10 protein-coding genes are annotated in these 12419 nt (G+C 41.0%); 4 read left to right on the top strand and 6 right to left on the bottom strand.

Going from position 1 to position 12419, the window contains the following annotated elements; translation table 11 throughout:
• Positions 1-167: 167 nt before the first annotated feature.
• Complete coding sequence (locus R9C00_09855) at positions 168-761, top strand: hypothetical protein (protein WPO37755.1); 594 nt, start codon at positions 168-170, stop codon at positions 759-761.
• Positions 762-786: 25 nt separating this feature from the next.
• Here R9C00_09855 and recQ read toward each other — a convergent pair whose 3' ends face one another.
• From recQ to R9C00_09825, 6 genes are all read right to left on the bottom strand, one after another.
• Positions 787-2931 (bottom strand): DNA helicase RecQ, encoded by a 2145-nt coding sequence (gene recQ / locus R9C00_09850; protein ID WPO37754.1) that lies wholly within the window; start codon positions 2929-2931, stop codon positions 787-789.
• 228 nt (positions 2932-3159) lie between these two features.
• On the bottom strand, positions 3160-5532 hold the full coding sequence (locus R9C00_09845; protein ID WPO37753.1) for an ATP-binding protein: 2373 nt from the start codon (positions 5530-5532) through the stop codon (positions 3160-3162).
• A gap of 239 nt (positions 5533-5771) precedes the next feature.
• A complete protein-coding gene (locus R9C00_09840; protein WPO37752.1) occupies positions 5772-7052 on the bottom strand; it encodes a GDSL-type esterase/lipase family protein in 1281 nt (426 codons plus the stop codon).
• A 150-nt stretch (positions 7053-7202) separates the two neighbouring features.
• Positions 7203-7871 carry a nitroreductase family protein gene (locus R9C00_09835; protein ID WPO37751.1) on the bottom strand — a complete coding sequence of 223 codons (669 nt, stop codon included), beginning with the start codon at positions 7869-7871 and terminating at the stop codon, positions 7203-7205.
• Positions 7872-8051: 180 nt separating this feature from the next.
• Complete coding sequence (locus R9C00_09830) at positions 8052-8687, bottom strand: carbonic anhydrase (protein WPO37750.1); 636 nt, start codon at positions 8685-8687, stop codon at positions 8052-8054.
• 109 nt (positions 8688-8796) lie between these two features.
• Positions 8797-9132 carry a DUF6150 family protein gene (locus tag R9C00_09825; GenBank protein WPO37749.1) on the bottom strand — a complete coding sequence of 112 codons (336 nt, stop codon included), beginning with the start codon at positions 9130-9132 and terminating at the stop codon, positions 8797-8799.
• A 182-nt stretch (positions 9133-9314) separates the two neighbouring features.
• On the opposite strand from R9C00_09825, the gene R9C00_09820 reads away from it, so the two are divergent.
• The 3 genes from R9C00_09820 (at position 9315) to R9C00_09810 (ending at position 12386) form a co-directional block, all read left to right on the top strand.
• The gene (locus R9C00_09820; GenBank protein WPO37748.1) at positions 9315-9560 is read left to right on the top strand and encodes a hypothetical protein; all 246 of its coding nucleotides are present in this window, start codon (positions 9315-9317) and stop codon (positions 9558-9560) included.
• Positions 9561-9969: 409 nt separating this feature from the next.
• Complete coding sequence (locus R9C00_09815) at positions 9970-11283, top strand: TolC family protein (protein ID WPO37747.1); 1314 nt, start codon at positions 9970-9972, stop codon at positions 11281-11283.
• Between the two features lie 2 nt (positions 11284-11285).
• A complete protein-coding gene (locus tag R9C00_09810; protein ID WPO37746.1) occupies positions 11286-12386 on the top strand; it encodes an efflux RND transporter periplasmic adaptor subunit in 1101 nt (366 codons plus the stop codon).
• Positions 12387-12419: the final 33 nt, after the last annotated feature.

Genomic DNA, 12419 nt, shown 5'->3' with positions numbered 1-12419 from the left:
CTTTGCCTCATTATGCATACCGAATAAGTAATACCAACTTTAAAAAATAATCCCCACACAGCTTTTAATTTAAATAAAAGAGGTAAAATCGAGTACTAATTGTACCGTTTAACTAATGTAATTCAAGACAAATGAACATGACCTTCACATATCAAAACGCTCAACTCATGAAATTTCTAATTCCCTTATTGCTCTTACTTTCATCTTGCTCAGCAAATGCGCAATTGCCCAAAGAACAAGTGATTGAGAACATCAACAGATGGTACAGTGAAAACCCTGAAAAATATTCCTTAAAAGTAAAGGGGGACAAAGCCTCTGCATTTATCACCCGATACCACCCTGAGCGCCCCGAGGAAAAAGACGATATTATTGAAATCTCATATGAAGGAATGGTTATTCAACTGGTTTTTTACAAACCGTTAGAAGAAATGACAACTCATAGGGATAGCCTTGAAAAATATTGTAGTTTTTTGGCCTTAGATGATATCTATAACGAAATACCATCTAAAGGCTGGAATATATACCCAAGAACCCCCATAAGCTCCATAGGAAGTGAAGCGGTTGAATTCATTTCTGGAGGAAACTCAATAAGCCTCAAAATCAATTGGTCTTCCTATACTGTTATGGGATATAAAGACTCTGATAAATGCAACGAAGAATTATCCATTGCAGATAGCTCCATAAGCGACGATTGCTATGTTTCTGTCCGTAAAAAACTACCGCTGGAGGTAGTGATCACAAATGTGCCTTTTGATAAATAAGTTGGCAAAATGGCCATTCCCCAAATTAGCTTTCATTGTTCTCTAATTTCAGAAAACTCAATGCCACCCTAATTTTACCATACTCTAGTTCCCCGTTGTAAAAGTCAAAGTAAGGCTTGAGGGCATCCTGAAAGCCTAGTTCACCTACAGCCTTTTCCATCTTCTTAATTTCCTCCTCGGAGACTAGCTCATGAATATCAACTGCTTCCCCATCGGAAATGAGCTTAGCAAAGTGGGAATACACCGTGGTGGGTTGGATGCCCCGCTCTTGGGCTATTTCCTCTACACTTTTGCCATCTCGGTACATGGAAAGCGTAATTTTATGTGTGTCGCCCTTTTGCTTTGGGGTAGGTCCGAACTTGCTCAGCACATTCAAGAACTCTTCGCCATACTGCTTAGCTTTGTGCTCCCCCACTCCCGAAACATTCAAGAACTCTTGCATAGACTTGGGCAACTTTTCGCACATATCTTTCAGGCTGGCATCCCCAAAAACCATAAAGGCTGGAACACCCTGTGCTTCGGCAAGCTCCTTCCGGAGAATCCGCAATTTTTCGAACAAAGAAGGGTTGATGGCAGCTTTTGTAGGTGTTGATTCTATTTTTACCTGCTTCTGCTGTTCTTGTCTTTCTTTTATTGTTTCTGGTGTTACTAGCTGAACTTTCTTTCCTTCAAAAAGGATTTCTTTACTCAGCCTTGTCAGCTTCAGGTTGTAATGGTCTTTATAATCTAGTTCGACAATTCCCTGTTGGATAAACTGCTGGATAAAAAGCAACCAAGCAAAATTGGTCGTTTGCCTTCCTGCACCAAAGGTTTTTATTTGGGAATAGCCATGCTCTTGCACCGCATTCGAATACGTTCCTTTCAGAATATCTACCAGTGTAGTGATACCCACTTTTTCCTTGGTCCGTACCATGGCAGATAGCGCCATTTGCGCCAGCATAGTCCCATCGAAGTACTTGGGAGGATTTTTACAAACATCGCAATTGCCACAGTCCTCTTCAGGAATCTCGCTAAAGTAGGTCATGAGCACCTTCCTTCGGCACACCTGCGACTCGGCAAACTCTTGCATCCTATCCAGCTTCGCCATCTGGATTTTGCGGTAGGCATCGTCCGTAATGTCTTCCATAAACCCAATATGGGTTTGCACATCACGGTAACTGTAAAAAAGAACGGTTTCGGAGGGAAGCCCATCCCTACCCGCACGCCCAATTTCTTGGTAATAACTTTCCAAGTTTCCAGGCATATTATTATGTATCACATACCGAACATCGGCTTTGTCAATGCCCATTCCGAAGGCTACCGTAGCACAAATTATATCCAAATCTCCTTGGATGAAATCCTCCTGCGTTTTGTGGCGAGTCAAGTTATCTAGCCCTGCGTGGTAGAAATCCGCTTTTAAGCCTATTCCCTGAAGCTTTACCGCAAGAGATTCCGTCGCTTTTCTGCTACTGCAATAGACAATACCGCTTTTCCCCCTGTATTTCTCCACTATCCCTTGTATCTGCTCCCACTTTTTCCTTCCGGGCAACACCGCAAGAGATAAGTTGGGTCGATCGAAAGAGGCGATGAAATATTTGGGCTGGTCCAGCTTCAAAAGTGTACCAATATCCGAACGAACAGCCTTATCGGCAGTAGCGGTAAGCGCTACTACAGGGATATTGGGGAATGTTTCTTTTAATATGTATAGCTTTTTATATTCGGGTCGGAAATGATGCCCCCAGCTACTCACACAATGGGCTTCGTCTATGGCAAAAAGGGAAAGTTTTAATATGCCTAGGTAATCGAGAAAGTTTCTTGAAAACAATTTCTCAGGAGAGACATACAACAGCTTGATCTCGCCTTTTTCTAGCTTCCCCCGAATCTCACTTTCCTGCTCCGCATTCAAACTAGAATTGAGAAATGCCGCTTCCACTCCATTGGCTCGCAAGCTTTGGACCTGGTCTTGCATTAGGGCAATAAGTGGGGAAATGACCACGGTAAGCCCTTCTTTGACTAACGCAGGCACTTGATAACAAATGGATTTACCACCTCCCGTAGGCATCAGTACCACCGCATCCTTACCTTCCAACACATGCTCAATAATCTCCTTTTGCTGTGGACGAAAGCTGCTATAGCCAAAATGTTTTTGTAATACTTTTTCAAGAACCATTGGGAGGGGAATAAATTTCATTTTGTTTCTCCAAAACTAAGGAATTTATTCTTGAACTGGTGAGGTTACGGAATTCTTGTTGATTGGCAAGGTTAAATTGAAACTTGCAAGGGTAATTAACCAACTATTAACCCACCTAACTATGAGGCTATTGCCCAATATTTACCGCCCTGTAAATTGGATTCATATTATTTAAGAATCAATTGACAGAAACCTTTCCTCACAGCCGCAAGTAGCCTAAAAGCAGGTCTAAAACCCGATTTCCCTCGAAACGGGTAGCCAAACGGTAAAAGTAGTTCCTTCTCCTACTTGGCTTTCTACATCAATTCTACCGCCGTGTTGCTCTATGATGCCATAGCTAATGGAAAGCCCCAAACCAGTCCCTTCGCCTACAGGTTTGGTCGTGAAAAAAGGCTCAAATATCTTCTTCTTCACCTCTTCTGTCATCCCATTTCCTTCATCGCCGATACTGATCATCACGTACTCTTCTTCTTGTTTGGTTTCAATGGTCAATACTTTAGGCTGGGAAGAGTTCTCCATAGCTTGGATAGCATTGGAAAGCAGGTTCATAAACACTTGGTTGACCTTGCCCGGCTGGCACTCCACATGGGATAGTTTGCTGTAGTTTTTCACTACCTCTATTTCATTTTTAATCTTATTGTTGAGCAGGTTGAGCGTAGCATCCAAGCCTTCTTGCAAATCGTAGATTTCCCACACTCCCTCGTCCATTCTAGAGAAATTTCTCAGACCCGTGACAATGTCCTTCGTTCTTCTAGCCCCTTCCGCTAAGCCATCGAGCATCTGGTCTATTTCCTGTATCAAGAAATCTACTTCTAGCTCTTCGTTCAGTGATACTATTTCATTTACCAAAGCAAGTTTGTCCTCACTTTCAGGCAACCTGTCCACTGCCTCTATCAGTTTTTTGATATCGCTAAAATCCCTGCGGAGGGGATAGATGTTCGAGCTTATAAAATTAACAGGGTTGTTTATCTCATGGGCAATACCTGCGGTAAGTTGCCCTAAAGAAGCCAGCTTTTCTGAATTAAGAAGCTTCGTCTGCGTGCTTTTTAGTTGGGAAAGTGTCGTGTTTAGCTCCTCATTTTTCTGGTTGCTGTCTTCCAACAGCTCTTTAATCCGCTCCTTTTGGCCGTGAAGCTCGTCTTTTTGCCTATTCAACTCCTCCGTTCTCTTCTCCACCAACTTTTCCAGCTGATCCCGATAGGTCAACAGCTCCATTTCGGCAGTTTTACTTTTGGTGATATCAATTTCAAAAACGGTAATCCCAATCACCTCTTTATCCTTATCAAAAATAGGGTTGAAAATAACCTCAAAGTACTTACGTTTATATTTCCGCTGCACCACATACGAACTACCTTCTTTGGCTTTGGCAAATCCATTTTTCAAAAGGGAGTCGTAAGGAGCTTTTATAAAAGATTGCACATCCATTCCCACAAAAATTGTGATCTCATACTCTTCTTGAATCTGCTTTTCGTGCAATTTGTTGAAGGTAAGGTACTGATTGGATAAGTCTATGGAAAAAATAGAGACTCCCGTTGGGCTTTCTAACACGGAGCTGAGCCGAGCATTCACTTCTTGTCGTCTTTTTAATTCATACCCCCAACCTTTTACTGAATAAAAAAGTAAGAAAAAGATAATGAGAGTAGTCCCCATCCCGATACCTAAGGTATAAAAACTGAGTTCACGCGAACTGGCGTTAATCGCTTTGTCGGGTATGTTGATAATAAGCGACCATGGCTCGTTCGGATCTTTCATCACAACTGGAACATACACCCTGTAAACCTCTTCACCCAAATATTCTGAAAACACTTTGTGGGTAAACAACTGCCCTTTCTCAATCGATTTTTTTACAGCATCGGCTTCGTACCTCTCGTTAATGTCCTTACCAATATACCCCTGCTCCGGGTGCACCACAAACACTCCATTGTTAGCTACTAAGGAAGCATATCCTCCATCTCTTACCTCTATACCTTCAATCCTATTTTTTAAATCTTCCAACTCAAAATAAACCCCAACAACACCCAAAAAATCACCTTGGTCTATGATAGGAACTAGCGAACAAATAATAAGCATCGTATCTTCCTCTACCATATGATGATGAGGATTTAAAAACACTTCTTGCCTACTGACTTGAGCTTGTGCATACAGTTCTGTTGTTTCCTTTTCCGAGCATTGGTATTTCTTTATCAACGTTCCATCCCTGCGCCAATAGGGCATAAACCGTCCGTTGCTATGTGCGCGCCTCGCAAACTCCAAATCTTTCCCATCAAATGCATTAGGCTCCCACACCGTCCATATCCCATACACTTCCTGGTTATTCTTTAAGACCTTTGACATGATGCTATCCATCAATGACCTGTCGTTTTTCTCCCGTTCCCTCAACTCTATCATTATATTTCGGAGTTGGCGAGTGATGTTTAGCGAAAGCTCAAAATCTTTGCTAAGCAATTGCCCCTTGCTCTGCGCCGATTCGTAAGCAAGCTCATAGGCCATTCCCCTTGTCACTTCCCTTGTTTTTAAGGAAATCACAAAGTCCATCACCACGAAAGAAAGAATCAGTAAAACACCTGATACCAGCATTTTACCGCTGTTAAGACTATGCATTTTCTGAAAGACACTCTTCATATATGGAATAGTAACAGCAAGTCAATACAAAGAAAAACCTGTGCTATAGCTTTTAATTTTTCAGTTGAAAGCTAATCAACAATTAGGGCAGAAAAAAGAAATGAGATTGATTTTGATGAAAGAGAGAAAATTAGAGCTTTTGTTTATCAACCAGAAAAAGGGGGCAAGTTCAGAAAAACAGGCGCGATGGAGTAATTTGAAGTATTTGTAATAAAAACTTATTGCCCATAAACACCTGACTGCCATTGCCTGTAAGTTCTGTCCAACGATTCGTAGAACAAGTCGCCCTGAAGGTTGTAGCCTTTGGTAGTGAAATGCAATTTATCTCGCTGGGAAAGCCCATTTTTATACCAAGTATTCACCGATTGATAACCGCCCATTACTTCGTAGAAGTTCCAAACCGCAAGGTTCAAATCATTAGCCACTTCCATGATAGCCTCGGCAGCTTTCTCATTATTTTTGTTAGGATAGCGCCTTCTACGGTAGCCGTCGCCCGGCGTGGTCAGGATGATTGAAGCCCTAGGGGCTGCTTCGCTCACTTGTGCAAGCAAGCGCTTATACTTCATCTTGAAAAGGCTGCTATTGAAAGTGTACATATAGGCATCGTTCGTACCCAGGGAAATGATCACCAAATCAGGCTTGATCACTTTTACTTGGCGGGCAAAATCTTTACAACGCAAATAGGTGTCAACCTCAGCTCCGTTCAAACCCGTAGAATGATACGTCATGCCCGGTTCCATATTCTCAAGGGTCATGCCCTGCAACAAAAACTCAGTCTGGTTATCTGCTGTTTTTTGCAATTGCAACTTTACCTCGTTCAGAGGCTTATCAAAGGTATATTCCACAAAGCCATCTCCCGTGAAATAACTGGTAATGTAATTGTCTTCATCAATTGGGATATAAGGCACAAACTGGTTTTTATCATGATTGGGATAGAATATTTTCACCTTGGTGATCAAGTATTTTTGCTCCCCATCATTTGGCTTAATTGTTACAGTAGATGCTGTGCTATTGGTAAGTACCGTGATGGCAGTAAGCCCCCATTCGCTACGGTGCTTGCTTTTTACAGCACGCATATTTTCCCACCTTCCTGTATAATACGATTTGTAATTATACGGGGTATTGGTGCGGGCAGCACGATAAGGGAAAACTAGTCCACGCGCATTCAGGTTGAACCTCGAATCGCTATTGAAATCGTTTCTTACTTTGCCAGAGAAAATATCAGCTTGGATGTGCGAATCTCCTATATGAAGTATGCTAAGCTTAGTATCATTTGTACGTTGGAGGCGTTGGGCTTTTTCAAAGTAATGGCTAAGTGCATCCGCATGGAAAAGCTGGAGTTGGTTTAAGTCATAGCGCACAAAATCATATTTCATTTCCAATGCACTGGCGCTCATGCTATCAATGCCATACGCTTCTGGCTGCGCCATGTCCTGTCCCCACGCAAGTTGGGCTGAAACTATCCAAACTAGAAATAAAACCTTTTTTACCTTAATCATGTGCTAATACTATTTTCCATAACAGACTCTAACTGCAAACTACGGATTCAACGTCTATTTTCAAATTCTCTTTCATCAAAAACCAAAAATATGAATTTGAATGAAGAATATAACCACCTGTTTTGCAACACCTTGGGACAAAACAAGCCTCTATTCATAAAATATCGCTATTTCATCTAGGTCTTTTCTTTTGAGGTCGGGAACACTGGCATTTGCTATTGGGTAACCTACTGGAACCAGTAAAAAAGGCTTCTCGTTTGCAGGTCTCTTCAATACTTTCATGAGGAAGTTCATAGGACTAGGTGTATGTGTAAGCGCAACCAACCCGGCATTGTGAATTGCCGTTAGCAGAAAACCAGCAGCTAAGCCAACCGACTCATTTACATAATAATTATTCTTTTTCTCCTCCCCTTCCAGTTCATAAATCCGCTTGCAGACGATGATGAGCCATGGGGCAATTTCCAAGAATGGCTTTTGATCATTGGTGGCAAATGCTTCCAAGTCTTTGAGCCATTCATCGCTCATCCTTCCATGGTAGTTTACGTATTCTTCCTTTTCGGCCGCTATCCTAATCTGCTTTTTTATTTCGGCACTAGAAACCGCACAAAAAGTCCAAGGTTGCTTATGTGCACCAGAAGGCGCAGTCGATGCCGCCCGAATAATATCGGCAATTACTTCTTTGGGAACAGGCTTGTCGGAAAACTCGCGTAGCGAACGGCGGGTATCCATGTATTCAAAATAGCTTTTTGCTTTCTCTTTCAATTCTTCTCCCTCGTAGGTATCCCTTTTGTAAGGAATAAAATTTTCTTCTGTATTCATTTTGTGGTTGAATTTCTTAGGTCACACTCTCAAACTTACCCAAAACTAAAGGATTGAGACGAAAGGAAGAAATATACCCAAAGCGGGAGCTGCCTGTTAGTGAAATAACAAACAAAATCCTCTTCGAGCCCAATAAAATGGAAGCAAGAAGATGATTAGTTTTTTTAACTCTTGGGCTATTTACACTCCCAAGTCATAAATTTCCCTGATAGAATCAAGTATTGTTTTAAAATCAAACTTCAAGTCAATCAATTCCCCAGAATGGATATCGAACACCCAGCCATGAATTGTAGGGTAGCCATCAGCAAGGAATTTCTTTTGGAAAGCAGCCATTTTGGTCACGTTCACACATTGCTCCTGCACATTCAGCTCAACCAATCGCTTGTAGCGCTCTTCTTCATCTTTAATGGCACCTAGCTCTACTTTATGAAGCCTATACACATCGCGGATATTTCTGAGCCAAGGGTTTAGCAAACCAAGGTCTTGGGCGGTCATGGCTGCTTTTACCCCACCGCAAAAATAATGACCGCAGACGATGATATTCTTTACATCCAAATGGTTGATAGCATATTCTATCACCGAGGCAGAGCTGTTATCATTATTAGGCACCAAGTTGGCTATGTTTCTATGTACAAATACATCGCCAGGTTCAGCGCCCATCAGGTCTTCAGCAGTTACCCTGCTATCGCTACACCCAATGTACAGGCAGCCTGGACTTTGCCCCTTAGATAGGTTCTCGAAAAACTCAGCGTTTGTCCGCTTTTTCTCGGCTATCCACTTCTTGTTATTTTCAAAAATCTGATTATAACCAAACATGTTTTAGTAAGTTAAATGAGGTTAATGCCTAATAAATTTAATATTAGAATGAAGATAAATAAGAATAGCCAATAAACCTCGACAAGGTTACAGAAATAACCTAAAAAAGTCACCTATTGCATCTAGCTTCGGCATCAATTTCGGTGAAGTAGACGGTGAAGTTAGCTTGCCCTCTATCTTTTACAAAACTGACAGTAAAGGTGGCAAAGTTGCGGTATTTCACAAAGTGCCAAAGCCCTGTCTTATCGGCCATGAGCTCGTTATCTTCTTTGAACACGATAAGGTCAGCCGAATATTCATCTTCTTCTATGTACACCCTGTAGTCCGCTCGATAGGCTTCCTTTTCTTCGTACACCGCCCCAAAAATATCACAAACACTGCTTGACTGGGCGTTTGCCACCAAGCTTAGCATCAATCCTAATAATGTAATTGTAATGACTTTCATATAGATATAAGACAATTCGTTTTGTTGAAGATGACAAAACTAGCAAATAGCTAGGACTCCCTTAATGTCTATACTAGAGAAAAAGACTTGGTAACAATTTTCTGCCAAAACAGAATCAAAAGTATTCCTTGCATAGGATAACAAGATAAATCATATTGCTATATACAACTACTTAACACGCCATGAGTATGAGGAAAGTTTGTATCACCTTTTTATTGATTCTTCTATCAATACAGCTTTTCAGCCAAGGAAAAGATGAATTTATCCATTCCCGTGCATCTGTAGAGTATACGGTTCAAGACGCTGCTTTTGGGTTTTACAGGTATGTGCATAAGCAGTACACTTCTTTCCCAAATAGATTGCCTCCCTTTACTTATCAATTAGTTGAAATGAACTACACAACCGACGGTTCGTATGAAGGTCAATAATCTATCGTATTGCAAAAAAGCCAGCATGATTTGAGCGGAGCTATTTGCAAATTTTCTTTTGAAGTGAGATCCTCAAAGCGGTTCGCCGCCGTGGTGATCGTTTTCGGTTTTGGACCGACACTCGGAAAACCTAGATTCAAACAAGCCCTTAGAATTTTAACTTTTGGTAAAACCTTTCATTTTCGGATACCCTTCTTCCCCCAATAGGCTTTCGAATATATTTGGACAGGGCTACGTCTTCCAAAAAACCCTTGTTGCCACACAAATAAACCTCACAATACCACACTCATTTACAACACTTTAAAAATAAATCCTTACCAAACCCCCTCCTAAGTAACATTAGTTACTCACCAGCGATTTCCTTCCCCCTAGCTTTGTATCATCAATAAAGGAAATTTGAAATTTTAAAATGAAGAACAGGTATTTAATTGTATTAATCTCGACAATTCTTTCTGTCAACACTTCTTTTGGACAAGATACTTTGACTATTTCAAGGGACGATATTCTGTCGAAAATTTCTCAGGAAAACCTGCAGGTGAAGATTGCAGAAAAGACGTTTGAATCGGCAAAAGCTGATTACAATCAATCAAGATCGCTGTTTTTACCGAATGTATCGGTATCTCATACAGCTATTTTAACAACAAACCCTTTAATGGCTTTTGGGAGCAAGCTCAACCAGCAAATCTTAACTCCGTCAGACTTTAATCCTGACTTGCTGAACAACCCTGATAAGATAGACAATTACTCAACGGCTATTGAAGTACAACAACCTATTTTCAATCTTGATGGCGTGTATGAAAGAAAAGCTGCCAAGACAAAAATGCAAGCGTATCAGTTACAGGCTGAACGCACAAAAGAATACATTAAACTAGAAGTAAGCAAGGCTTATATGCAGTTGCAAATGGCGTATAGCGCGGTTAAAGTATTGGAAAAAGCCAATGCAACATCTGAGGCAAGCCTACAATTGGTAGAAAATTACTTCAAACAAGGCATGCTCCAAAAAACTGATTTATTATCGGTTCAGGTACGGGCAAATGAAGTAAAAAACCAGTTGCAATATGCAAATAGCAATGTAAAAAATGCTTCCGATTACTTAGCATTTCTGTTGAACGAAGAAAATTCAACTGTAATTTACAAACCTGCCGAAGAACTAGCTTCTGACATCGAGCTAAAAATTTTTGACACTTCTCTATCAGAAGCGAGAAAAGATATCATGGCAATAGATCTTTCAACACAAGCTTATGAAAATATGCTTCAGTCGAGCAAAATGAAGTTCCTCCCTAGGCTGAATGCCTTTGGTAGCTACCTGATGAACGACGATCGACTTTTCCAAATGGGAGCCGGTGGCTACCTTGTTGGTGCTCAGCTTTCATGGAACTTGTTCGACGGATACAAATCCATAGGCAAGATGGAAAAACAAAAAGTTGAATTTCAGAAAGCACAGGTGGAAAGCACGCAGTATAAGAGCCAAAGCCAACTGGAAATCAACAAAACCCACAGACAATTAAGAGACGCATACAACAAAGTAAACCTCTCTAAGCTAGCATTGGAACAATCTCGCGAAGCGTACCGAATTCGCTCAGACCGTTTCCAACAAGGGCTCGAAAAAACAACTGACTTATTGCAGTCTGAAACACAAATGATCCAAAAAGAACTGGAAATACTACAGGCTGTATTTGAATACAATTTCACTCAACAATACTTGGAATTTTTAACTAAATAATAATGAAACAGCTACTTATCATAATAATAACATTTTCTCTTGCACAGTTTTTCACAAGTTGTGGTTCAGAAGAAAGAAAATCTACGGAAACATTAGACCCAATAATGGTAAAAGTGAGTAAAATAAAAGCGGGTAAAAACGATCAATACTTCACTGCCAGCGGCAAGGTGGAAGCTGAAAACAGCAGTAATCTCAGCACCAGAATGATGGGCTATGTAACCGGGCTTAAAGTAAAAGTGGGACAACAAGTTTCCAAAGGGCAACTTTTGCTTAGCATAAACAATACAGACTTGCAAGCAAAAAAAGCACAGGTAGAAGCATCCATCATACAAGCAGAGGCGGGATATGCTAATGCTAAAAAAGATTACGAACGCTTTAAGACCCTTTTCGAGCAAAAAAGTGCCTCGCAAAAAGAGCTAGATGACATGACCACGCGCTACGAGATGGCGAAGGCAGGTTTGGAAGCTGCAAAACAGATGAAAAACGAGGTTATTGCCCAGTTTGCTTATGCCAATATCACTGCGCCTTTTTCAGGAATTGTGACCAATACTTTTGTAAAAGAAGGTGATATGGCCAACCCAGGGATGCCTTTGCTAAGCATAGAAACTCGCTCAAATTTGCAGGTTATGGCAATGGTTTCAGAAACGGATATCGATGCCATAGAAAATGGTATGCTTGTGAAAGTATTGGTCAAATCGCAAGGAACAGAAGTGGACGGAAAAGTAAGCGAAGTAAGTTTATCCGCCAAAAATACAGGAGGGCAATACTTAGTGAAAATAGACTTGGACACAACAAACGGCAGCATTTTGTCTGGCATGTTTGTACACATACGGTTCCCCGTAACAAAAGCTTCAGACGCTACTTCAGCAGGCACTGTTTTAATACCGAAATCGGCACTTGTCAAAAATGGCCAACTAGAAGGGGTTTATACTATCGGAAATGAAAATGTGGCCATTTTGAGATGGTTGAGAATTGGCAAAACCTATGGAGATCAGGTGGAAGTACTATCAGGGATCTCGACCGATGAACAATTCATTACTTCTTCTGAAGGAAAGCTCTTCAATGGTGCCAAAGTCGAATTTCAAGTAGTTGGAAAAAATTAATCTACGCTCAAATAAGTCTTAAAAAACCACTGA

The sequence above is a fragment of the Flammeovirgaceae bacterium SG7u.111 genome, from assembly GCA_034044135.1.
Lineage (GTDB): Bacteria > Bacteroidota > Bacteroidia > Cytophagales > Flammeovirgaceae.
This window is presented reverse-complemented; position numbering and strand designations above follow the sequence as displayed.

What these genes read in the sequence shown, in the direction of transcription:
- R9C00_09855 (WPO37755.1), top strand. Translation starts at nt 168, where the DNA reads ATGAAATTTCTAATTCCCTTATTGCTCTTACTTTCATCTTGCTCAGCA.
- recQ (WPO37754.1), bottom strand. Translation starts at nt 2,931, where the DNA reads ATGAAATTTATTCCCCTCCCAATGGTTCTTGAAAAAGTATTACAAAAA.
- R9C00_09845 (WPO37753.1), bottom strand. Translation starts at nt 5,532, where the DNA reads ATGCATAGTCTTAACAGCGGTAAAATGCTGGTATCAGGTGTTTTACTG.
- R9C00_09840 (WPO37752.1), bottom strand. Translation starts at nt 7,052, where the DNA reads ATGATTAAGGTAAAAAAGGTTTTATTTCTAGTTTGGATAGTTTCAGCC.
- R9C00_09835 (WPO37751.1), bottom strand. Translation starts at nt 7,871, where the DNA reads ATGAATACAGAAGAAAATTTTATTCCTTACAAAAGGGATACCTACGAG.
- R9C00_09830 (WPO37750.1), bottom strand. Translation starts at nt 8,687, where the DNA reads ATGTTTGGTTATAATCAGATTTTTGAAAATAACAAGAAGTGGATAGCC.
- R9C00_09825 (WPO37749.1), bottom strand. Translation starts at nt 9,132, where the DNA reads ATGAAAGTCATTACAATTACATTATTAGGATTGATGCTAAGCTTGGTG.
- R9C00_09820 (WPO37748.1), top strand. Translation starts at nt 9,315, where the DNA reads ATGAGTATGAGGAAAGTTTGTATCACCTTTTTATTGATTCTTCTATCA.
- R9C00_09815 (WPO37747.1), top strand. Translation starts at nt 9,970, where the DNA reads ATGAAGAACAGGTATTTAATTGTATTAATCTCGACAATTCTTTCTGTC.
- R9C00_09810 (WPO37746.1), top strand. Translation starts at nt 11,286, where the DNA reads ATGAAACAGCTACTTATCATAATAATAACATTTTCTCTTGCACAGTTT.